Source organism: Flaviflagellibacter deserti (assembly GCF_042652085.1).
GTDB classification, from domain to species: Bacteria; Pseudomonadota; Alphaproteobacteria; order Rhizobiales; family Methylopilaceae; genus Flaviflagellibacter; species Flaviflagellibacter deserti.
The window spans coordinates 34,339-56,549 of record NZ_JBHSJF010000004.1 but is presented as its reverse complement, the minus strand read 5'-3'; the positions used below and the strand labels follow the sequence as shown (position 1 = coordinate 56,549).

The 22,211-nt window shown below is 64.7% G+C and carries 23 protein-coding genes; 8 read left to right on the top strand and 15 right to left on the bottom strand.

What is annotated here, in order from left to right:
• Together ACFPFW_RS04150 and ACFPFW_RS04145 are read left to right on the top strand one after the other, a co-directional pair.
• The gene (locus ACFPFW_RS04150) at positions 1-1,053 is read left to right on the top strand and encodes a cell wall hydrolase (protein ID WP_114957177.1); all 1,053 of its coding nucleotides are present in this window, start codon (positions 1-3) and stop codon (positions 1,051-1,053) included.
• A gap of 15 nt (positions 1,054-1,068) precedes the next feature.
• Positions 1,069-1,656 carry a YdcF family protein gene (locus ACFPFW_RS04145; protein ID WP_162799688.1) on the top strand — a complete coding sequence of 196 codons (588 nt, stop codon included), beginning with the start codon at positions 1,069-1,071 and terminating at the stop codon, positions 1,654-1,656.
• On the opposite strand, the gene ACFPFW_RS04140 is transcribed toward ACFPFW_RS04145, so the two are convergent.
• On the bottom strand, positions 1,653-2,534 hold the full coding sequence (locus ACFPFW_RS04140; protein WP_114957179.1) for a LysR family transcriptional regulator: 882 nt from the start codon (positions 2,532-2,534) through the stop codon (positions 1,653-1,655). The two genes, ACFPFW_RS04145 and ACFPFW_RS04140, sit on opposite strands and share 4 nt — an antisense overlap.
• 130 nt (positions 2,535-2,664) lie before the next feature.
• Complete coding sequence (locus ACFPFW_RS04135; protein WP_114957180.1) at positions 2,665-3,579, bottom strand: manganese catalase family protein; 915 nt, start codon at positions 3,577-3,579, stop codon at positions 2,665-2,667.
• 213 nt (positions 3,580-3,792) lie between these two features.
• Between ACFPFW_RS04135 and ACFPFW_RS04130 the strand changes: the two genes are divergently transcribed.
• Complete coding sequence (locus ACFPFW_RS04130) at positions 3,793-4,218, top strand: DoxX family protein (protein ID WP_114957181.1); 426 nt, start codon at positions 3,793-3,795, stop codon at positions 4,216-4,218.
• 48 nt (positions 4,219-4,266) lie between these two features.
• On the opposite strand, the gene ACFPFW_RS04125 is transcribed toward ACFPFW_RS04130, so the two are convergent.
• The 7 genes from ACFPFW_RS04125 to ACFPFW_RS04095 all read right to left on the bottom strand — a co-directional run bounded on the left by ACFPFW_RS04125 (position 4,267) and on the right by ACFPFW_RS04095 (position 11,786).
• On the bottom strand, positions 4,267-6,945 hold the full coding sequence (locus ACFPFW_RS04125; RefSeq protein WP_114957182.1) for a DUF2339 domain-containing protein: 2,679 nt from the start codon (positions 6,943-6,945) through the stop codon (positions 4,267-4,269).
• A gap of 96 nt (positions 6,946-7,041) precedes the next feature.
• Positions 7,042-8,013 carry an NUDIX hydrolase gene (locus ACFPFW_RS04120; RefSeq protein ID WP_114957183.1) on the bottom strand — a complete coding sequence of 324 codons (972 nt, stop codon included), beginning with the start codon at positions 8,011-8,013 and terminating at the stop codon, positions 7,042-7,044.
• A gap of 156 nt (positions 8,014-8,169) precedes the next feature.
• Entirely contained in the window at positions 8,170-8,763 is a 594-nt protein-coding gene (locus ACFPFW_RS04115) for an HD domain-containing protein (protein WP_379769543.1), read from the bottom strand.
• On the bottom strand, positions 8,763-9,365 hold the full coding sequence (locus ACFPFW_RS04110) for a DNA-3-methyladenine glycosylase I (RefSeq protein ID WP_114957184.1): 603 nt from the start codon (positions 9,363-9,365) through the stop codon (positions 8,763-8,765). The genes ACFPFW_RS04115 and ACFPFW_RS04110 overlap by 1 nt, the downstream gene beginning before the upstream one ends.
• Entirely contained in the window at positions 9,362-10,240 is an 879-nt protein-coding gene (gene ygfZ / locus ACFPFW_RS04105; RefSeq protein WP_114957185.1) for a CAF17-like 4Fe-4S cluster assembly/insertion protein YgfZ, read from the bottom strand. Before ygfZ ends, ACFPFW_RS04110 begins: the two co-directional genes overlap by 4 nt.
• 127 nt (positions 10,241-10,367) lie before the next feature.
• Positions 10,368-11,105: a sensor histidine kinase gene (locus ACFPFW_RS04100; RefSeq protein WP_114957186.1), complete on the bottom strand. Its 738-nt coding sequence runs from the start codon at positions 11,103-11,105 to the stop codon at positions 10,368-10,370.
• Between the two features lie 87 nt (positions 11,106-11,192).
• Positions 11,193-11,786, bottom strand: coding sequence for a hypothetical protein (locus tag ACFPFW_RS04095; protein WP_114957187.1), 594 nt, complete (start codon positions 11,784-11,786; stop codon positions 11,193-11,195).
• Between the two features lie 137 nt (positions 11,787-11,923).
• On the opposite strand from ACFPFW_RS04095, the gene ACFPFW_RS04090 reads away from it, so the two are divergent.
• A complete protein-coding gene (locus tag ACFPFW_RS04090; RefSeq protein WP_162799689.1) occupies positions 11,924-12,562 on the top strand; it encodes a LysE family translocator in 639 nt (212 codons plus the stop codon).
• A 3-nt stretch (positions 12,563-12,565) separates the two neighbouring features.
• On the opposite strand, the gene ACFPFW_RS04085 is transcribed toward ACFPFW_RS04090, so the two are convergent.
• The 6 genes from ACFPFW_RS04085 to ACFPFW_RS04060 all read right to left on the bottom strand — a co-directional run bounded on the left by ACFPFW_RS04085 (position 12,566) and on the right by ACFPFW_RS04060 (position 17,370).
• Positions 12,566-12,829 (bottom strand): hypothetical protein, encoded by a 264-nt coding sequence (locus ACFPFW_RS04085; RefSeq protein ID WP_114957189.1) that lies wholly within the window; start codon positions 12,827-12,829, stop codon positions 12,566-12,568.
• A gap of 99 nt (positions 12,830-12,928) precedes the next feature.
• Positions 12,929-13,465 (bottom strand): TIGR02301 family protein, encoded by a 537-nt coding sequence (locus tag ACFPFW_RS04080; RefSeq protein WP_114957190.1) that lies wholly within the window; start codon positions 13,463-13,465, stop codon positions 12,929-12,931.
• Positions 13,466-13,476: 11 nt separating this feature from the next.
• On the bottom strand, positions 13,477-13,887 hold the full coding sequence (locus ACFPFW_RS04075; RefSeq protein ID WP_114957191.1) for an NUDIX hydrolase: 411 nt from the start codon (positions 13,885-13,887) through the stop codon (positions 13,477-13,479).
• A 20-nt stretch (positions 13,888-13,907) separates the two neighbouring features.
• Positions 13,908-14,429, bottom strand: coding sequence for a hypothetical protein (locus ACFPFW_RS04070; protein WP_114957192.1), 522 nt, complete (start codon positions 14,427-14,429; stop codon positions 13,908-13,910).
• A 62-nt stretch (positions 14,430-14,491) separates the two neighbouring features.
• A complete protein-coding gene (locus tag ACFPFW_RS04065; protein WP_114957193.1) occupies positions 14,492-15,901 on the bottom strand; it encodes an FAD-binding oxidoreductase in 1,410 nt (469 codons plus the stop codon).
• A 491-nt stretch (positions 15,902-16,392) separates the two neighbouring features.
• Positions 16,393-17,370 (bottom strand): L-threonylcarbamoyladenylate synthase, encoded by a 978-nt coding sequence (locus ACFPFW_RS04060; RefSeq protein WP_379769534.1) that lies wholly within the window; start codon positions 17,368-17,370, stop codon positions 16,393-16,395.
• Between the two features lie 154 nt (positions 17,371-17,524).
• Between ACFPFW_RS04060 and ACFPFW_RS04055 the strand changes: the two genes are divergently transcribed.
• The 4 genes from ACFPFW_RS04055 (at position 17,525) to ACFPFW_RS04040 (ending at position 22,184) form a co-directional block, all read left to right on the top strand.
• Entirely contained in the window at positions 17,525-18,451 is a 927-nt protein-coding gene (locus ACFPFW_RS04055; RefSeq protein ID WP_114957195.1) for a histone deacetylase family protein, read from the top strand.
• Between the two features lie 3 nt (positions 18,452-18,454).
• Positions 18,455-18,703, top strand: coding sequence for an exodeoxyribonuclease VII small subunit (locus ACFPFW_RS04050; RefSeq protein WP_379769530.1), 249 nt, complete (start codon positions 18,455-18,457; stop codon positions 18,701-18,703).
• A 4-nt stretch (positions 18,704-18,707) separates the two neighbouring features.
• Positions 18,708-19,685 carry a magnesium transporter CorA family protein gene (locus ACFPFW_RS04045; protein ID WP_114957196.1) on the top strand — a complete coding sequence of 326 codons (978 nt, stop codon included), beginning with the start codon at positions 18,708-18,710 and terminating at the stop codon, positions 19,683-19,685.
• A gap of 123 nt (positions 19,686-19,808) precedes the next feature.
• On the top strand, positions 19,809-22,184 hold the full coding sequence (locus ACFPFW_RS04040) for a bifunctional diguanylate cyclase/phosphodiesterase (protein WP_114957197.1): 2,376 nt from the start codon (positions 19,809-19,811) through the stop codon (positions 22,182-22,184).
• Positions 22,185-22,211 lie beyond the last annotated feature (27 nt).

Below are 22,211 nucleotides of genomic sequence, written 5' to 3'. Positions count from 1 at the left end.
ATGCGTCAGCGTCGTTCCCGGCTTCCGTCTCCCGTTACGATTGCCGGTTCGGTGCTCGCGGCGTTCACGCTTTCCACGACGACGATCGCCTTCCAGGATGCCGCTGCATTGGCGGGCTCGAAATGGGAAGGCGAGGTGCGCTGGCTGTCCTATGTTGCGCCGGCGGCTCCGCGTCCCACCGTGGAATTCGCCACGCTCGACAGTTTCGATTCCAGCTTCCCCGATCAGTCTCCCGATGACGGGGCATTCGTCGTCGCCGAGGCCAATTCGATACCGGAAGACGATGTCGACGCCGAGCAATCCTCGCTGCGCCACACAATTCTTCCGCCGAGTCTCGCCAGCCGTTTCGCCTTCGCGCAGGCACCAATCATAGAGCGGATCGACACGATGACCGGCATCGGCGTCTATGCCGAGGGCTCGCCGGATTCGGCTCCGACCGACCAAACCATTCCGGACGACGCGGCAGCCGATGGCTCGACGCCCGGAACGCTGACGCTCGCGTCGCTGACTCCGTCTTCCTCCGAAACCCCGCTCGAAATCGCCGCCATGCCGGTCGCTCCGGGCACGGCGACGGTCCTCGCTGCTTTGCCCAGCGATCCGATATCGAGCCCGGTCCAGGAAACGCTGGATAAGGATATGGCGCGCGCCAAGAAGTGCCTCTCCGAGGCGGTCTATTTCGAAGCGCGCGGCGAGCCGCTGAAGGGTCAGTATGCGGTGGCGCAGGTGGTGATGAACCGCACCCGCTCGGGCTATTATCCCGACAATGTCTGCGCCGTCGTCTACGAGAACAAGAACCGCCGCAACCAGTGTCAGTTCTCGTTCGCCTGCGACGGCATTCCGGACCGCATCTACGACCGCCAGTCCTGGGCCATCGCCCAGCGCGTGGCCGACGACGTTCTGGTCAAAGGCACTTATCTGCCGGATGTCGGAACCGCGACGCACTATCACGCGACCTATGTTCGACCGTACTGGATACGGGACATGGTCAAGGAAGCGCGGCTTGGACGTCACATCTTCTATCGCGTACGCAACTGGACGGGCGAGGGCGTCTGACCTTCGGGGCCGGTGGTGAGACGCTTCGTCAGATTTGTCCGGCTGGCGCTGATCGTCACGATGCTGCTCGCGGTGGCCGCCGTCGCGGAGATCGCGGTCTATTCCGTCCGATCCAGCGATGGTCCTGCGGACGCGGCCGTCGTGCTTGGCGCAGCGGTGTTCGGCCGTGAGCCGTCGCCCGTCTTCGCCGAGCGCATTCGCCATGCGGTCGATCTCTACAAGGCCGGCAAGGTCAGGAGGATCGTCATGACCGGAGGGCTCGGAGGAGGCGACAGAGTCACCGAAGCCGAGGCGGCACGCAACTGGGCCGTCCGCGAGGGCGTGCCGGCCTCCGACATCGTGGTCGAGAACAGATCAACGACCACGTTCGAGAATCTCGAGAACGCGAAGCCGCTGCTGCGGGAGAATGGCCTGGATTCGATCCTCGTCGTCAGCGATCCGCCGCATATGCGCCGCTCGATGATGATCGCCGGCAGGCTGGGCCTGAACGCGGAGCCGTCGCCGACGCCGACGACCCGCTATGTCGCCTGGGACAGCTGGCTGAAATTCGCCATCCGCGAGGCCTATTTCGCCCAGCGCTGCCGCTGGACGACGAACTGCTAGGCGGTTCCCTCAAAGGCGGGCCGAAGCTTGACCAGTTCGCCGCCGACGAAATCAAGGAAGGCGCGAACGCGCGCGCTGCCGCGAATATCCGGATGGGTCAGGATCCAGAAGCCGGTATCCGAGCTCTCGGGGAGAAGCAGCAGCCGCTTCAGCCCGTTCTTATCGCCGATATAGGAAGGGATCACGCCGAGCCCGATTCCTGCCTTCACCGCCTCCGCCAAGCCCATCACCGAATTCAGCGAATAGACCATGTTCTCGCGCGGAATAACCTCCCGGACATGGCGCATCACCTTGAGAGACGAGAGATAGTCGCCCGGCACCACCCATTTGCGGTCGGCAAGCTCGGCGAGCGACGAGACCGGTCTGTCATCGTCGAGCCCATAGATCCCCCATATCACCGTCGCGATACGGCGGCCGACGAGGGTCTCCGGCGGCTGCGCAGTAGCGCGGATCGCGATGTCGGCGTCGCGGCGCGACAGGTTGATCGCCTCGTTGCCGATGGCGATGTCGAGCCTGATGTCGGGATAGGCCAGCCGGAAGCGGGCGAGAATCGGCGACAGCGTGTAGGCGATCATCGCGTCATTGGTGGCGACGCGGAGTTCTCCCGATGGCTTCAGGTCGCGGCCGGCGATCCGGATCTCGAAGGCATCGACCTCGCCCGACATGCGGGTCGCGAGTTCTACCATCTCCTCTCCGGCGGGCGTGAGGGCGTAGCCACCGCGCTTTCTCTCGAAGAGTCGAGCGCCCAGCCGCGCCTCAAGCGTGCCGAGCCTGCGGAAGACGGTGGAGGTGTTCACGTGCAGCTTCTCGCTGGCGCCCGCGAGCGAGCGGGCTTCTGCGACGGCCTTCACCAGCTTGAAATCGTCCCAGGCCAGCATCCGCTTCTCCATTGCAAAGATGCAATGTCATACCAGCGCTGGCCTGAATTGTCGTGCGAGGCGCGATCGGTCCGGTGATTGATCGGAGACGAGGGTAAGCCCGCCACAGGAATGGCGGGCTTTTCATTGTTCAGCGCGACGCTTTGTACAGCTTCGTCGCGATCTCGTAGAACTCCTCGGGAGCATAGTCCGGTGCGAACGCAGACGGGGTCCCTTCGAGCTCCGGTATCTTGCTGCCCTCCGGGATACCGTCGACGACTTCCAATTCGCCCGGAGGATCGCCGGGCAGGGCCATCTCACCGTTGCCCCAGATGCCCGCCATCTCCTTGTAGTCGTCGGGACTGAAGCGGTAGAGGCGCCGGTGCGAACCTTCCGCCAAGTACTTTTGCGATTCCGGGATCTTGTCGAGATTGATGTTCGGCACCGGGAGCATCTTCTCGATGTCGACACCCGTCAGCTTCTTGATAGCCAAGGCGTAGGCGTGGGCATGCACACCGCCACGAACGAGCAGATACCCGCATACTTCGCGACCAGTCGGCTCCGTCATGGTTTCGTACACCCTCAGCTTGTGGAGACGGGCACCACATTCCAGGTGAAAGTTGTGAAGCAGATCAAAGATGACGTTCCCGGTCGTCGTCACGAAATCCATGTTCCATGACGCGCCGTTACTGTTCATCGGCATCGCCCCGCCACCATTTGCCAGAAAGGAGGCCGCCAGGCGGATGTCCTGCATGTCTTCGAACGGCGCACCGCTGATATCGGCATTTTCCGTCGGGTCGCCGGGACCATTATTCAGGAGAGCGACGCCGTTGCTGACCAGCTCCACGTGCCCGAGTTCCTCGGCGGTGATCGCCGCGACAAGGCTGTAGAACGGGCGAAGCTTGGATTTGCTTCGGAAGTTGAAGCTCTGAAACATGTAGTTTCCGAGCGTCGACATCTCTCCATATTTGCCGCCGAGAAGTTCCTGGAGAGCGGCGGCGGCATTGGGGTCCGGCTTCGTTGGAATCGGCAATTCGGTCTGCAACCTGTCGATGCGCAAGAACATGGCGCGCCTCCTCTGGTAGGATGACGCTCAACAGTTCGCGCGAACCGATCGTTCCTTTATTTCGGCGGTGTTGAAGAGGGCCCGACCGGCATCCACTCTGCATTGCGAGAATGCAAACTCAAATCAGCATTTGCCTGAATTGTCGTGCGACACGATGCGATTTACGTCCGTGGCCAATCGCCCGTTGGGGGCGAACTTCAAAGGGCAACACCAATGGCCGATCTTCGCACCGCCGCTTACGGCGCGCTTCTTCTCCGTCTCTCGCTCGGCACGATGTGGATTTCCCACGCACTGCTTAAGCTGATCGTCTTCACCGTGCCGGGCTTTGCGGGTTTCCTTCAGAGCCTCGGAATGCCGGGCTTCCTCGCCGGTCCGGTCATCGCGGCCGAACTGATCGGCGGCGTCCTCATCCTCACGGGCTTCTATGGCCGCTACGTCTCGATTCTGCTGATTCCGGTCATGCTCGGCGCTATGTCGGCCCATATTGGCAATGGCTGGGTTTTCTCGGCGCCGAACGGCGGCTGGGAATATCCGCTCTTCCTCATGATGGCCTCGCTCGCCCACGGCCTGATCGGTGACGGTGCGCTGGCGCTCCGCTCGCATCCGCTGCCTGTCCTCGGCCGCCTCGCCACCAACTGAGCATCCGCGCTCAAAGGAAAGCCCGGGCATTGCCCGGGCTTTTTGCGTTCAGGCCGCAGCCTCGTCCGTCGGTTTCGGCCCGAACAGGAGTTTCTGGTAAACGACGCCGATTCCGACCAGAACCAGACCGAGGCCCATGAACGAGAGGGCGCGCAGGATGCCTTCGAGGTCGTTGAGGTCGTAGAGGAAGACCTTCAGCACAGCGAGCAGGATGACGGCCGCAGAACCCATGCGGACCACGCGCGATTTCAGCAGCATGCCGCCGACCAGAAGCGCGATCCCGAGCACGAGCCACACCACCGAATAGGCGTAGATTTCGACGTCCGTCGCCTCGAAATATTTCAGGTTCGGGCCGTGGAAGGCGGAGCGGACCTCGAGCGTCGCATAGGCGACGATCAGGGCGAGCGCGATGCTCGCCGCAGCGGGTGCCTGCCATTTCGGCTGCGTGTTACGCGTTTCCAGAGCGAAAAAGGTCGCCGCCGCAGCAGGGACGGCATAGCCGAGGAACAGCGCCGCGAGGAACGGCCCATGGCCAATCGTCTCGCCCGAGAAATACGGGTTTCCTGTCGTCAGCGCGCCGACAACGCTGATCGCGATTGCAATCGCGCTCAGCACCGGCACTGCTGTCGCCAGTACCTTGCTGTGGTTTCGCAGGTCGAGGCGGCGGACGATGGCGGCGATCAGGAACAGCACCGTAATGTTGAGCCCGATCTCGTAGATGCTCATCGCGCCGGCGGTCATGTCGCCGTTCTGCGCCCAGTGCCGGATCTCGAAGACGAAGAGGAGCACGGTGTAGAGCATGGCCAGACCCTCGAATACCTGGCCTGCCCGCGGAGTGCCGGAACGTTGGAACAGCCAGGCGGCGGCTCCGAACGAGAGGGCTGGAACGCCATAGCCCCAGAGCAGCGGATTGAAGACCGGCGTCGTGCCGAGATTGTCGATCACCAGAGGATTGATGGCGGTCAGGCCGAGCACGATCACGCCGGCGATGACGGACAGCACACGCAGCGCCGGGATCGGCCGGGCCGAATAGACCCAGGCGAGAGCGGCTGCGAGGAGTGACAGCGAAATGGTGAGATAGCCCTCGCGCAACGTCATCGACAGTCCAAGCGCCAGAGCACAAGCAGCCGCCGCCGCGAATAGGCCGGTTGGCCCTGCCGCCGCCGACTCCTCCGCCTCGCGGCGAAGCGAACGCTCGGCGAGGAAGGCAAAGCCCGCCGCCAGCACGCCGGCCACGGCCGCATAGCCGAGATCGGGTGCGAGTTCGGCGACCCGCCAGTAGACGATCGCGAGCAGTGCGACCGGGGCCGCCGCGGCCACTCCCGACCACACCAGCGCCGACCGTGCATGCCGGCTGACGAATGCCATGGCGGTGCCGGCCGCGAGCAGCAGCGCTCCGTGCAGCGCGGCGAAGGTGAAATAGGTCGAGATGCGGTTCGGGATCGGCAGAGCCTCTCCCGGTCCCGGAAAGACATTGGTCGGATCGACCAGCCGCGCCAGCGGAAATTCCCAGCTCAGCGCGGTCAGCAGCACGAAGCCGAGCGTCGAGCCGAGGACGGGCGTCAGCGACGGGAAGCGCCAGGCGGCGGCGATGTGCAGGACGATCAGCGCGGTGAACACGCCGACGGTGCCCGAGCCGTGATCCTGCGAGATGACGGTCGCCAGCGCGAGCACGGCAAAGGCCGACAGTATCCCGACCGTGACCTTGTCGGTATTGCCGTCGTCATCTCCCATCGCGTGATAGACGACGAACAGGCTGCTGACGGCGAAGACGAGGAAGGCCAGCGGCGCGGCGTCGGCCGTGCTCGCGCCGATGACGTAGACAAGGCCCCAGGCGAGCGCCATGACGCCGGCCGAAACGGCAAGCCATGCCCATTCGCGCAGACGGGCAAGACCGAGCGCGGCGGCAACCACGACGACGAGATGCAGGAACAGCGCCCAGGGATTGGGCTCGCTCGACGAGACGAGCAAAGGCGCGAGCGCGGCGCCGAGGAGGCCGAGGCCCGCCAATGCCGGGCCGTGCAGGGCGGCCGAGAACATGCAGCCGATGGCGATGACAGCCAGCATGATGAAGGCAGCAGCCGGGCCGATGAAGCTATAGAGCGAATGCGCGGCGAAAACGGTCGCGAAGGCCGCAACCGTGCCGGCGGCGGTGAGGACGCTCGGGATATGGGCGGACGGAACGCCTGCGATTCCCGAAGCGATCTGGCGGCGGCGGAACCATTCGCCCGCGCCGAGCAAGGCTGCGGAGAACAGCGCGCCGAGCGCGATGCGCATGCCCGGTCCGAGCAGGCCGGCCTCGATGGAATAGCGGACGAGGAAGACGCCGCCGAGCGCGAGCGACAGGCCGCCGACCCAGACGGTCCAGCGCGTGCCGAGCCGTTCTTCCAGGCTGGCCTTCCTGACCTCCTCGGCGACGGGCGCAACCGTGGCGGCTGCCTCTGGTTGCTCGGCCATCTCAGCGGCGGCGATCGGAAGTTCGGGCTCAACGGTCTTTTCCGATTCCGCTTCGGTGACGGGCTCGGCGGCCTGCTCGACCGGCGGGCCAGCAAGCGTCGGCTCCGGCGCCGGGCCAGCGGCCTGGACCGCGACCTTGCCGCCCTCCAGAGCGGCGATGCGTTCTTCGAGAAGCCGGATCGTGGTGCGGTTCTGCAGGCCAAGGCTCATACCCGCGATGGCGCAGATCGGAAGCGCCAGCACCAAGAGCGCGATCAGTACGAATTCCATGATTGAGGTCCCAGGCCCGCGCGAATGCTATCGCGGGAGAGCGAAAACAACCATTGGTCGCGAGTGCCGGTGAACAGGTTCGAAAAGGCTGGAAATTCAGCCCCTGACGCCGAGCCGGAGACCCGCCGCGGGCCGCTCGGCGACCACTTCGCGGCGGAAACGGAAAAGCTGCGCCGGGCGACCGCCGGTCGCGATCGAGGTCTCGCCCGTCGGCTCGACCAGCGCGCCTGCCTCGACCAGGCGGCGGAAGTTCTGCTTGTGCAGATGGCGTCCGGAAATCGCCTCGACAGTGCGCTGCAGTTCGGTCAGCGTGAACTCGTCGGGCATCATCTCGAACACGACCGGACGATATTTCAGCTTGGAGCGAAGCCGCCCCATCGCGGTCGCCAGGATGCGGCGGTGGTCGAAGCGCATGGCGCTGCCGAGCTTCGGCCGGTCGGTACGAGCCAGAGCGGCCTCGCGGCCATCGCGCGCCGCCTCCTCTACGAGACCCGCTTCATAGAGGAGCTCGTAGCGGTCGAGCACCTTCTCCTCGTCCCAAGTCTCGTCGTCACCGAAGGCGAAGCGGAGTCTGCTCTTGCGGCTCATGCCGAGGCGTATTCCGGCATCCGCCTTCGCCCACTGAGTCAGGAGAGGCATGATCGCGTGGTTGAGGATGGGCGGGCGCCCGGTGCGCCAGTCCTCCCACGGGAAATAGTCGTACCATGGCCGGAAACGCGCGCCCGCATCGGTCAGGCTGCCGTCTTCCTCCGGCTGTCGCGTCAGCGCGAGATAGCCGACGGAGACGATATGCGGCCCGGCATCGCCCGTATGCATGTGCCGGCCGCGATCGCCGAACGTATAGAGCTGCTCGGCATAGCCGACGCCGAGACCGGTCTGATCCTGAACCCAGGATCTGAGGCCCATATCGAGCGTGCGATGGTTCCTGGGATCGAACGGACCAGAAGGTAGGCCGACCAGTTCGCCGTCTTCCCCTCGCGTCGCGAGGATAAGCGGCGTCAACCCCTCGATCGCGACGATTGCCGCGGTGAGGTTGATTTCGATCTGGGTGGCGGAGACGGACAGCATTTTGAGGATGATACCACGACCGTGTCCCGGTCCGCGTGGGTGAAGCCCATCGCGAGAACCGGGAGGGCGGAGCTCCTTAGCTTATGAGCGCCTGCGGCGCACTCATGCGCTGGCCCCGGATCGGCGTGCGCTTCGCGCATTTGTCCGGGGAACGAGTCAGAACGCCCTCAACTCTCCGAATCGGGCCAGAAACCGCTCCGCTGCGATCTCCGCCGGCCACGGCGTCATGTCGAGATTGGCCGGGATGCCGACAGGGCGGCCGAAGAATTTCAGCGCCTCGGCGTGCTCGAAGCCGGCGAGCTGCGTCGCCTCCATATAGGCGGCGGACTGATCGGCCCGCTTCATCACCTTACGATGCACTTCTGGAAGTTCGGGCGGCAGACCAAAGCGCAGATGGATGGCCCGCATCAACCGGTTCTCGACGGCCTTGTATTCGCCGCCGAGCACCGCCTTGAACGGACTGATGATGTCGGAGACCACATATTCCGGCGCGTCGTGCAACAGGATGGCGAGGCGCCATTTATCGGCGAGGTCCGGCTTGATCGCCTGCGCGATCTCCTCGACGAGGAGCGAATGCTGCGCGACGGAGAAAATGTGCGCGCCGCGCGTCTGCCCATTCCAGCGCGGCACGCGGGCGAGGCCGTGGGCGATGTCGTCGATCTCGACGTCGAGCGGCGATGGATCAAGGAGGTCGAGCCTGCGGCCGGACAGCATGCGCTGCCAGGCGCGGGGAGGGATGTCTCGCGGCATCAGCGCGCCAGCTTCTTTACTTCCTCGTGCCGGTAGCACTGGATCAGGTGGTCGTTGACGATGCCGGTCGCCTGCGCGAATGCGTAGACGATGGTCGGTCCGCAGAACTTGAAGCCGTGCGTCTTGAGTTCCTTCGACATCCGCTTCGCCATATCGGTCTCGGCCGGGACCTCGCTCGTATCGCCGAAGCGGTTCTGCACCGGCTTGCCGTTGACGAAGTTCCAGATGAACTCCGAGAAGCCCGGCCCCTTCTCCTGAATCTCAAGCCAGGCCTGCGCCGAAAGGACCGTGCCCTCGATCTTCATCCGGTTACGGACGATGCCGGCGTCGTTCATCAACGAGGCGACCTTGCTCGCATCGTAGCGGGCGATCTTCTCCGGCCTGAAACCGTCGAAGGCCTTCCGGAAGTTCTCGCGCTTGCGAAGGATGGTGATCCAGGCCAATCCGGCCTGGAAGCCGTCGAGGATCAGCTTCTCGAACAATGCCCGGTCGTCATATTCCGGCACGCCCCATTCCTCGTCGTGATAGGCGACGTAGAACGGGTCCTTGCCCGGCCAGGGACAGCGGAACTTGCCGTCTTCATGCAGGACCGCCGTGCTCATGAAGCGGCGTCGGGCAGGGGGTCGCCGGGGAAGCGGAAGCGTGCCCAGTTCGGCCGTTCGACTATCAAAGTCGCCGTTCCGGCCGTGATCGGCTCGCCCGCAGCCAAAGCATCGTCGGCGCGGTCGATCCGGATCATCGCGATGCCGCGTTCGCCATCGACCGAGCCGAGCGTCCCAAGCGGTTTGCCGCCGGCCGTGACCTCGGCTCCGGGTTCGGCCGAACCCAATATCCTGACCGGCACGAGCCGCGTCCGGGCGGTGCCCCGATGCTGCATCCGGCTGACGATTTCCTGCCCGATATAGCAGCCCTTGCGGAAGTCGATGCCGGCGAGCTGGTCCATGTCGGCCTCGTGCGGGAAGGCGTCGTCGAAAGCGAAGTCGCGACCGCTTTCCGGTACGCCGAGCGCGATCCGGAACGACGCGTATTCATCTTCATCTACAACTTTAAGTTCGGCCAGTTCGAGCACGTCGCTCGCCGTCTCGGACGGCAGGAATACGCGGAAACCGAGGCCGGGAATTCTAGGATCGGCAAACATTTCTGTTAACGTGACACTTCCGGAGCCGTCGAAAATCGCTGCGACGACAGCATCTTCTATGGTTAACGTAACCTTGGCTCTGAGCTTGTAGAGCGTCAGCCGCTTCTTCAGCTCCTCTACCCGGGATTTCGGCACGTCGAGCAGGAAGCCGACTTCGGTCGCCACAACCAGGAAGTCGGAGATGATCTTCCCCTGCGGGCTCAGAAGGGCCGCGTAGCGAGCCTCTCCGGCCGGCAGTCCTTCGATGGAATTGGTCACGAGGTTATGCAGGAAGTGCTCGGCGTCCTCTCCGGAAACCTTCAGCACCGCCCGGTCGGACAGAATTGCGGCCTTGGCCAACGCGCGATTCTCCTTGCAGCTCCGCGAGCGCCGGAACGTAAGGCCCGTGACGCGGGCTCACAAGGGTTGGAAGTGAAGCGGGGAGAACCGAGGGGATGCGCCGGCGGCAGGACACCGGAGAAGGCGGTTACACCGCCTTGATGTCCGGCTCAACGACCGGAAGCGGAATTTCGACGTAGAAGGTCGCGCCGCGATCATTGTTCATCGCGCCGGCCTCACCCGAAAGGCTGCCGGCGACGAACCGCACGAGCCGCATGCCGAGACCCTTGATGCGGGCGATGTCGAAGCCTTCCGGCAGGCCGGCGCCGCTGTCGGCGACCGACAGGTTCAGCTTGCCGCCGACGACCGCGCCCCTGACTCGAATCTCGCAGGGCTTGCCGGGCTTCGTGCCGTGCTTGAAGGCGTTGGTGACGAACTCGTTCACGACGAGGCCGAGCTTCGACACATAGTCGGTCGGAAGCCGAATGCGGTCACATTCGACCGAGACATCGAACTTCCGCCCGCCGCTCTCCTCCTGAAGAACCGAGGTCGAGAGGTCGTTGCAGAGTTCGCGCAGGTAGAGCGCAAATTCGACGCCGCGCATGTCGCCCGAACGATAGAGCCTGTCATGGACGTGCTGGATCGAGCTGATCCGCAGGCCCGCTTTCTCCAGTTGGTCGCGGGTATGCTCGTCGGGTTCCTGATAGGCCTGCATGCGCAGGATGCTGGAGGCGAGCTGCAGGCTATTCGCGACGCGGTGGTTCACCTCGCGCATCATGAGGTCCTTCTGGCGAAGTTCCTCGTCTTTCGCGGCGATGACGGCGCGCAAGTCTTCGAGGCCGAGATTATCGGTCACAACCTTCACCGAAGGTGCGGAATTGGCCATTCCCGGCGCCCTCCCTAGCCGACCGCATGTTTGCAAACATGGACGAGAAGGTAAACGCCTGTGTTGTCACATTTCGGTAGCGGCACTCTAGTCGCCGCTGACGAAGAAGTGCCAGACGCCGTCCGCGCTGATGCCGACGCGGTAGAAATTGTAGGCGCCGAACTCCTGCATCTCCTTGAATTCATAGGAGGTTACGATCTTGAACAGTTCGACCGTCTGTGATGCCGTGAGCTGGTCGATCGGGTACTGGGCGAAATAGGGCCAGACATACATATCCTGCGGCGTGCCGGCGTCGACATGAACGAAGCCCGCTTCCAGCACCTCGGCCAGGATCGCCATGACTTCCAGCCCCTTGCCGTCGTTCGACTGGCTCTTCATCGCTTCGATCGCATCACCCTGATCGCCGAAGGTGAGGGTCGGCGGTTCCGGGAAGCTGTTGATGATGGAGCGGAGCTTGTCGAGATCGCCCGCCAAAGCTGCTTCGAGGATCTTGTCGCGGGTTTCCCGCACCGCGTCGGGTAGGAGGCCGGGATCGTAGAGCACATCGGGTTTCGGTGCGCGCTGGTTCACGTCCGTCGACGGAGTCGTCGGGCTGCCTTCGGACGCTGCGTCGTTCTGGGCGAGCGCCGGGCTCAGACCGAGAGCCAGGACTAACGCAAAGGCAGTCGCGATCGCACGCATCGGCTTCTCCCCGTACCCTCAACAACTAAGACTAATGGTTTCCCCGTATCGACGCGAGGTTGCCGCGATTCCACGACTCCAATAAGGAGGCTCGCGCGTTTCCTGTTCGGATGTCATCCCCGCTTCTGGAGAATTTCTTGCTCGACTGGAACCTGGTCGGCATCGGCCTGGGAATCGGCCTCGCCATGGCGGCGCCGATGGGACCGGCCAATATTCTCGTGATCCACCGCGGCGTGCGAGGTGGGTTCAAGGGCGCTTTTGTCGCTGGCCTTGGAGCCATGGCGGGCGACGGCCTCTACGCGGCGATCGCGGCCTTCGGCGTCACGGCGGTGTCGGATGCCATCGAGGACCATATCGGGCTGATCAAGCTCGTCGGCGGCGTGCTGCTCATCGCCTTCGGGCTCATCATCATCATTCACAATCCGCATCCGGAGCGCGGTGTCGAGAAGGACTCCCGGCGAAGCCATGTCGGCGCGGCCGTGCTCGCCTTCTTCCTGGTCGTCGCCAATCCCGGAATTCTGCTCGGCTTCGCGGCCTTCTTCACCGGCCTCGACAAATTCGGACGCGGTCCGGACGATTTCGTTTCGGCGGGCATCCTGGCGGCAGCGTCGCTTGCGGGCAGCTTCGCCTGGTGGCTTCTGATCGCGTCGTTGATCGCCCGTTTCCGGACCTATCTGACAGCGCGCTGGATCAGGATCATGAACATCGCCGCGGGCCTCGTCTTCGGCGCGTTCGGCGTCATCATACTCTGCGACATCGCCCTCTACGGGCTCTGACCGTCACTGGTGGGAGATCGCCACCGTGAATTCGCCGCGACGCAGACGGTCCGGCAGGCCTTCGGCAAAAGCCGCGGTCGCTTCCTCGCCGAATGCATCGACGAGCTCGACGAACGCCCGGAACAGGGCTGCCTGGGCCACGCACTCGGACGGCAGGCCGTCCATCACCGCATCTTCCCACGCCTCGTCGACATAGGACAGAGCAGCGAAGCGCTCCTCGGAGTGCTTCTCACGATCGCTGACGTTCGGCGGGAATTGAGAGGTCATGGCTGTCCAACGCGGCACGCCCCCTGGCCGCAATCGAAACCCTACCACGCACATTGCGTGGCGCATGCCGATCTTAAAGAAAGGGTTAATGTCCGCGCCTCAATTGCCGTAACGCGTGGCAATGTCGCGAGAAAGCTTTGCGCCTTCAGTCAGATAGCGATTGACCGCCACGTCGGCCGCCGGCGTGCAGGTGCGGTAGGTCGTCTGGAAGCTGCTGTAGCCGTTGTTGAAGGCGCCGGCGAAACGTTCCTTGCGGTCGGTCGGACCGCCTTCCGAATCCATGATCGCCTGCATCTTCTCGCGCCAGACCGGCCCGTCGGCTGCGCCGCAGAGCGGACGCAGATAGTGCAGCGCGCCGAGAATCTCGCCGAGCCTCTGAATGTCGGCCTCATAGGGTGCCGGACCTGTCGGCTTCGGCGGCGGTGCGACCGCGACCGGCGCCGGCTTCGGGGCGGTCGTTGCTGCGGCAGGAGGGGCCGCCGCCGGAGGAGCGGCGGGAGGGGCCGGTTGCGTCGGCCGGGGCGGGTTTATCGGTCGGCCGCCGTACCAGGGATCGCTGTTGTCGCGTTCGCGCGCAACGGCGGGCACCGTCAGAAGGACGGCCAGGATCGAGACGATTGCGAGACGGCTGCTCATCGATGTTCAGTCTACCCGACCAGCGCGGAGGCCAGCGACACGATGCGGTGAAGGTCGTCCGTCACCGGAAGGTTGTCGAGCGTCTTCGGGTCGGCCCAGCGGATATCCGCGGCTTCCGGCCCGATCTGCGGTTCCCCGGAGACCCAGTTGGCGGCGAAGGCCAGCACGACGAAATGGAAATCCATGCGCTCGCCGCGTGGAAGGACTTCGACGACGCCGGCGAGATCGACGATTTCGGCCTCGACGCCGACCTCCTCCTGGAGCTCGCGAAGAGCCGCCTCGCGCAACCGCTCGCCATGCTCTACACGGCCGCCGGGCAGGGACCATAAGCCTGTGAGGGCTCCGCGGGCGCGCTGGGCGAGGAGAACGCGCCCGTCGCGGAACACCGCGGTCGAGACGCCAACTTCGGGGCGTGGTGGCATATACCCCGAATAAACTGGCTTCAGCCCTCGAACAAGGCGTCGACGGCAACCTGGGCGTCGTCGACGGCGACCGGCTCCTCTATCGCGTGGCCGTTGATGAGGGCGCTCGCGCGGGCGATCAGGTCCTCGACCGCGTCTTTCGATTGCTGGACGACGATGAAGGTCTCTTCTGATTCGGGCGCCTCGCCGACGAAGCGCTGGGCCTCGATCAGCACAGTGTCGATCTCGGCAACCATGACTTCGAGCTGGCGCTTGGTGGTCGCCGGGCAAAGCTCATAGCCAAGCAGAGCGAGCGATTTGGCGCGGAAGCCGGAATGCTCGAAATGATGACGGTAATCCACGGGTCGCCAGGTCAGTATCTCCTCGGCGACCTCCGAATCCATTGCCAGCAGGTCGAGCAGCATCACCATTTCATTGAAATGGTTCAGGTAGTCCGTCGACAACCCCGTGCGCGGATTGATGTTCGCGGCGACGAGAACATCGTGCATCTCCGACAGGCTCTTGGCGTGGACTGCATCGAGGGCGGGCGCGGCTATGGACATTCTGTCTCGGGATCGCGGCGGCAATTGCGTCTCAACGTTGTGCGATCACGCTTGCCGAGGGGTTAACGCGGCGGAAGAATCACACCTGGATTGAGCAGACCCTCGGGGTCGAGCGCGCTTTTCAGCCGCCGCATAAGATCAAGCTCCACCTCGCTTTTGACGCTCGTCAAAAGATCGCGCTTCAGCCGCCCCACGCCGTGTTCGGCCGCGATCGAGCCGTTAAAGCGCGCGACCACACCATGGACCACCGCATTCATCTCTTCCCATCTGTCGATGAACGCCTCGGGCGCCATGTCTTCGGGCTGGCTGATGTTGAAATGGATGTTGCCGTCGCCGAGATGGCCGAACGGGCAGGGGCGGCATCCCGGCACGCAGGCGAGCGCCGCCTCGTGTGCCTGCCGGATGAAGGCCGGCACATCGGCGACCGGAACCGCGACGTCGTGTTTGATGGACGCTCCCGCGAGCCCCTGCGAATCAGACATCGCCTCTCGGAACGCCCAGAGCGTCTTCCTGCTCGATTCCGAGTTGGCCACGACGAAATCGGAGGCCTCACGCTCCTCGATGGCGTCCTCCAGCACGCGCTGCATCACGTCGGTCAGTGCCGCTGGCGAGACGGAAGAGAACTCCAGCAGGACATACCAAGCGGGCGCGGAGGGGAGCGGCAGTTCGCGGCCGAGCTTCATCGCGGCCAGTTCCATGCCGAAGGCGGGGATGATCTCGGCGGCCGTCACCATCGGCCCCGCTTCGGCGCGAGCCCGTCGGAACAGGGCAAGCGCCGTTTCCGGCGTGGCCACGCCCGCAAGGCCGGTGGCCACCGCGCGCGGTCGGGCGAACAGTTTCAGCGCCGCACCGGTGATGATGCCGAGCGTGCCTTCCGAGCCGGTGAAGACGTGCTTGAGGTCGTAGCCGGTATTGTCCTTCCGGAGCGTACGGAGCCCGTTCCAGATCCGCCCGTCGGCCAGCACGACTTCGAGGCCGAGCACGAAGTCGCGCATCGAGCCATACGCCAGAACCGCGAGTCCGCCCGCATTGGAGGCGAGATTGCCGCCGATCGTGCAGGTTTCCTCGGGGGCAAGGCTCAGCGGAAACAGCCGGTCCACGTCCTCCGCCGCGCGGCGCGCCTGGGCAAGCGTCGCTCCCGCGTCGAGCACCAACGTGTTGCCCTCGGGATCGACCGCGCGGATGCGGTTCATACGGGTCAGCGAGAGCAGGATCGCGCCGCCCTGTTCGTCCGGCACACCGCCGCCGACGAGTCCGGTATTGCCGCCCTGCGGAACGATGGGTGCGCCGGTTTCCCGTGCCAGCCGTACGACGGCCGCGACCTCTTCCGTCGATCCCGGCCGCACCACCGCCGCCGCACGCCCATGAAATAGGCCACGCCGTTCATTGAGGTAGGGCGAGGCCGGTTCGGGCGTGGGGATGACGTTCGAGGGGCCGACGATTTGGGCGAGGCGATCAGGGAGGGAGTTCATGGAGGAATGATAGGCGAGGGAATGAAGGGATGCATCTGTGGCGTTTCACTCTTCTGCTTGGTTTCCCTCTCCCCTCGGGAGAGGGTGGAGGCGCGTCGTCCCGGCCATCCACGTCCTGTTCCTCTCGACATGCCGTGAACTCGTGGATGCCAAGGCCAAGCCTTGGCATGACGGAGGAGAGGCTGTGCCGTGGTTCGGAACGCCCTTGGCGTCCGTCCCCCTCACTCGGCTCGGCCGGTTCCCACCGAACGTTCCCCGGACAAGTGCGCGACCGCGCGCAGATCCGGGACCCTGCGTTTGAGCGCGCCGCAGGCGCTTTATAGCTTAAGGGCTTCGCTAGTACGCGCTGGGTCCCGGTTCCGCGATGGCCTTCGCCCACGCGGACCGGGACAGGGACGGCGGTGACCGCGGTTCCACGCCCCGGAGCATGACGATCCCATCGGCGCCGGGATTATGGATTCCGGGCTCGGCTTCGCCGCCCCGGAAAGCGCTCACCGCGTCGCAGCCCGCCTCAACCGATCGTTGATCGCCTCGCCCAACCCGGTATCCGGGACCGCGGCTACCGCGATCGCTGTCGGAGCCAATGCATCGAGCTCGCGCAGGTAAGCGAACAGGTTGGCCGCCGCCTCGGCCAGATCGCCCGTCGGGCTGAGATTGAGATGGGCGATGCCGCGTCCGCCGAGCGGCGCGATCTCGCCGAAGCCCAGCCAGGCCTCGCCGCCCGCGATCTCGGTCGCGTTCAGCCGCACGGCCGCGCGCGGCGCGTAATGCTGCGCCAGCATGCCCGGCGACTGCACAGCCTCGCTGGCCTCGCCCAGAACCTCGCCGGTCACGCGCTCGATCTCTTCGCGAGTAACGCCACCCGGCCGGAGCAGCCGTACCGGCTCGCCCGGCAGGCAGGCGACGACGGTGGATTCGACACCGACTTCGGTCGGTCCGCCGTCGAGGATGATGCTGACGCCCTCGGTCAGGTCGCTCGCCACATGCTCGGCCCGCGTCGGGCTGACATGGCCGGATTTGTTCGCCGAGGGAGCAACGACCGGTGCCCCGAATTCGTCCAGAAGCTTCTGGGCAACGGGATGCGCGGGAGCGCGAAGCGCCAGGGTGTCGAGTCCGGCCCGCGCCAGTTCATGCACCGCGCAATCGGCCGTGCAGGGCACGACGAGGGTCAGCGGCCCCGGCCAGAACGCCTTTGCCAGCTTGACCGCGCGCTCGTCGAACATGCCGCCAGCCTCGCGCGCCGCATCGATCCCGGTGACGTGGGCGATGAGAGGATTGAAGCTCGGCCGGCCCTTCGTCTCGTAGATCGAGGCTATCGCCCGTCCGTTCCTGGCATCGGCGCCGAGCCCGTAGACCGTCTCGGTCGGAAACGCGACCAGTTCGCCGGACGCGAGCGCCCAGACGGCTTTGCCGATCGCATTGGTGTCGGGCGTCAGGATTTTGGGGGAAACGGTGGTTTCTGTGCTCACGCGGCGCTGGCTACCATGCTGGGGGTGTTCTGAGAACGCCCGTGCGGGAGTTGAGGTCCCCACGGCTATCATTTTCAAATGGATCAAGCCTTGCCTTCCTGCCCGCGCGGGTGTCTCCTCCGCCGCAAATCCCCATCCAGCCTGAGAGATGCCTTTGGCCACGCTGCTTTTGCACCATCCGCACTTTGCCCTTCACAAGACCTCCGCCGGCCATCCCGAGCGGCCGGATCGTTATCGGGCGGTCGAGGCGGTGCTGGGTCAGCCGGAGTTCGATGCGCTGCTGCGCGAGCGGGCCGAGGTCGCCGATGTCGCGGTGACGCGTTATGTCCATACCGACCGCTACGTCGACGCGCTTGAAGAGGCCCGCCCGAACGAGGGCTACGTCTATCTCGACGGCGACACGATGATGGAGCCGTCGACATGGGAAGTCGTGCTGCGCGGTGTCGGCGGTACGCTTCGCGCGGTCGATGCGGTGCTCGACGGCGAGGCACAGAACGCCTTCGTCGCCTGCCGTCCGCCGGGCCACCATGCCGAGAGCGAGCGGGCTATGGGCTTCTGCCTGTTCAACAATATCGGCATCGGCGCTCGCCATGCGCAGAAGAAGCATGGGCTGAAGAAGGTCGCGATCGTCGATTTCGACGTCCATCACGGCAATGGCACGCAGGAGATCTTCTATTCCGATCCGTCGGTCCTCTACGCCTCGACGCACCAGATGCCGCTCTATCCGGGCACCGGCGCGATGAGCGAGACCGGCACCGGCAACATCTTCAATGCCCCCCTCGCGCCCGGCGATGGCGGCGTGAAGCTGCGCGAAGCGTTCAACGACCACATCCTGCCGGCGCTCGAAACGTTCGGACCGGAACTGATCATCGTCTCGGCCGGCTTCGACGCGCATGAGCGCGATCCGCTCGCCTCGCTCCGCATGGTTGAGGAGGATTTCGCGTGGGTTACCCGAAAGTTGATGGAATCGGCGGAGAAACTCTGCGGCGGCCGGCTCGTTTCCGTTCTCGAAGGGGGCTATGACCTCCAGGGTCTGTCGGGCTCGGTGAAAGCCCATGTCAGCGAATTGCAGAAGGGCTGAGGCGTGGCCGAGATTCCGTCCGATATCCAGGCGATGCCGTTCGAGCAGGCTTTGGCCGAGCTTGAAAAAATCGTCGCCGATCTCGAGCGCGGCGATGTCCCGCTCGAGAAGTCGATCACGCTCTACGAGCGCGGCGACGCCCTGAAGCGCCATTGCGACCGCCTGCTGAAGGCGGCCGAGGCGCGTGTCGAGAAGATCACCACAGACGCCTCCGGCAACCCTACCGGGACAATGCCGCTCGACCCCGCCTGAGACGATGCTGACCCTTTATCTGGCGACGGGCGGCGCCCTCGATCGGCGACCGCATCAGCCGGGCGAGACATTGCCCGACAACGCCGTCTGGCTCGACATGCTCCATCCGACTCCGGAGGAGGACAAGGCTGTCGAAGCCTGCGTCGGCGTGGCAGTGCCCACGGAAGAGGACATGCAGGAGATAGAGGCGTCGAGCCGCCTCTACTTCGAGGATGGCGCGCGCTACATGACGGCATCGGTGTTGGCAGGCGTGAAGTCCGACAAGCCGGGACTCGTCAATGTCGGCTTCATTCTCGCCGGTAATCGATTGATCACCGTCCGCCGTGGCGAGCCTCGCTCGGTCGAGCTCTACATCCAGCGCGTGTGCAAGCAGCAGGACGCGCCGCAGACGGGCGAGGCGATCCTGCTCGGCCTGCTCGAAGCGATCATCGATCGAACCGCCGATATACTCGAGCGGGCCGGTTCGGACATCGACATGGTCTCGCACCGCATCTTCGCCCGCCCGGAGAAGGGCATCCGGCAGAAGAAGGATTATATGGCGATCCTGCGGACCATCGGTCGCAAGGGCGACCTTCTCTCGATGGCGCGGGAAAGCCTGGTTTCGCTGTCGCGCATGGTCGGCTTCCTCTCGGTCGATGCCGGTGGGCAGAAAGTCTCGAAACAGGCCAGCGCCCAGCTGTCCGTGATGCGCCGCGACGCCGAAAGCCTGCGCGACCACACATCCTATCTCGGCGACAAGATTACCTTCCTGCTCGACGCAACGGTCGGCATGGTGACGATCGAGCAGAACGATCTCGTGAAGCTATTCTCGGTTGTCGCCGTGATCCTGATGCCGCCGACACTGATCGCGTCGACTTACGGGATGAACTTCGAGTACATGCCCGAGCTCAGCCATCCTTGGGGCTATCCGATCGCGTTGATCGCGATGCTTCTCTCTGCGGTTGTACCGTACCTCATCTTTAGGTTGAAGAGATGGCTTTAGTATTGCTCGAATATTAGGCCAAAGTTCACCTTTATATCAGAATATAAGACTTGGGCGGCTTACGTTAATGCCCCGTCAGTCTGGCGCAATGTACATGCCAGACTGCATTTTTGGGGCTGACTAATGTACCGCATCCTCAGTTGCCTGGCTTTCGAGCACGACCCATGGCTGGTCCTCGTCGCGGCCTTCATGTGCGTGCTCGGATCGATCACAGCGATGCGCGTCTTTCAGCGGGCGCAGGCGACTGGCGGTTCAGAGCGCGTCATCTGGCTTGGCACCGCCGCACTGGCGGGAGGCTGTGCGGTCTGGTCGACCCATTTCATCGCCATCCTGGCCTACAAGACCCCGGTCGACATCCATTTCGATATCCAGCGCACATTACTGTCGCTCATTATCGCGATAGCCCTGTCCGGCGCGGGCTTCACGCTCGCCGCCGCGGGCGGCAAATGGCGGCTGGCCCTGGGTGGCTCGACGCTCGGCTACGGGGTCGCAATCATGCACTATGTCGGCATGAGCGGGCTCGTGCTCCCGGGGCTCATCAGCTGGGATACGGCGCTCGTCATCGCCTCGATCGTATCGTCGGCAATCTTCGCGACGGCGGCCCTGTTCGCGAGCCGCAGGATGCAGGGCGATCGCGGCCTTCTGGCCGCGGCGGGCCTTCTCGTCCTCGGCATCGTTGCGCTTCATTTCACGGCCATGAGCGCGGTCACGCTGACGCCGGATCCGGCCCGTATCGTCGCGCCGAGCGCGATCTCGGACGATGTTCTGGCGATCGGAGTCGTGATGGCGTCGCTGATGATCTTCAGCCTCGCACTTCTCTGCGTCATCTTCGATCGGCGGCTCGGCGAGCGGAAGGTGGAGGAAGCCAGGCGGCTGAAGAGCCTCGCCGACGCGGCGGTCGAAGGCTTGCTGATCGTCGAGAACGAGATCATCAGGGATGCCAATGCAAGCTTCGAGGCGCTGCTCGGCTATTCGGTGGCCGAGGTCACAGGACGCAAGCTCGAACTGATCCGCACGACCGGCCGCAAGACGCTTGCTTCCCTGGACGACAATTGCCCGACCGAGGTCGACCTGATCGCCAAATCCGGCAAGGTGGTGCCGGCCGAGATCGTGGTGCGCCGGATCGGCCTTCAGGGCATGACGAGCCGCGTCTATGCGATCCGCGATCTCAGCGAGCGCCGCGCCGCCGAGAAGCGGATCCACCACATGGCCTATCACGACCTCCTGACCGGTCTGCCGAACCGGGCGCGTCTCGCCGAGGTGCTCCGCGAGCGGCTCGATGCGGCGGAAAGGAGCGGGGGACAGCTGGCGCTGCTCGCGCTCGATCTCGACCGGTTCAAGCAGGTCAACGACATCTTCGGCCACCATGCGGGCGATGCCCTGCTGCGCAATCTCGCGAGCGCGATGAGCGCCGCCCTTCGTCCGACCGAGATGCTCGCGCGTATCGGTGGCGACGAATTCGTGGTCGTGCAGTCCGGCGTTGTCCAGCCGGAGGGCGCGCAGGATCTAGCCGAACGCCTCATCGCCGCAGTGTGCCGTGACGTCGACGTCGACGGGAACACCTTCCGCGCCGCGACCTCGATCGGCATTGCCGTATTCCCGAGGGACGGGCGCGACGTCGACACGCTGCATCCCAATGCCGACGCGGCGCTCTATCGCGCCAAGCAGGACGGCCGCGGCGCCTACCGCTTCTTCGAGCCGGAAATGGATCTGCGGCTGCGCGAACGCCGTGCGATGCAGGCCGAAATGCGCGATGCGCTGCCGCGTGGAGAGTTCTGCCTCCACTATCAGCCGCAGGCTGAGACCGCGACCGGTGTGGTTTCGGGCTTCGAGGCCCTGCTCCGGTGGGAAAGCCCGAAGCGCGGTTCCGTCCAGCCCTCCGAATTCGTGCCGCTCGCCGAGGAGAACGGCCTCATCGTCGAACTCGGCGAATTTGTGCTGCGCACGGCCTGCGCCGAGGCGGTGACCTGGGCCAATCCGCTGACGGTGGCCGTCAATCTCTCGCCGGTCCAGTTCGAGCATGGCGACCTTCCCGCTCTCGTCCGGCAGGTGCTCGCCGAGACCGGTCTCGATCCGAAGCGGCTCGAACTGGAGATCACCGAAGGCGTTCTGATCCACGATTTCGCGCGCGCCCTGAAAGTGCTCGAAGAGATCAAGGCGCTCGGCGTCTGCATCGCGATGGATGATTTCGGCACCGGTTATTCCTCGCTCGCCTATCTGCAGGCGTTCCCGTTCGATCGCATCAAGATCGACCGGTCGTTCGTCGCGAGCCTTGATGGCAACCGACAGTCCGAGGCGATCATTCGCGCCATCGTCGGCCTCGGCCGCGGCCTGAATGTCCCGATCACCGCCGAGGGTGTGGAAACCGAGGAGCAGCACGCTTTCCTCGCCGCGCTCGACTGCACGGATATCCAGGGCTTCCTCATCGGCAAGCCCGAGCCGATCGGCAATTTCCGGGCGCTGGTCGGCCTGAAGAAGGCCGCGCAGAAAGTGGCTTGAGGCGTACCTCCCGTTGAGCGGGAGGCA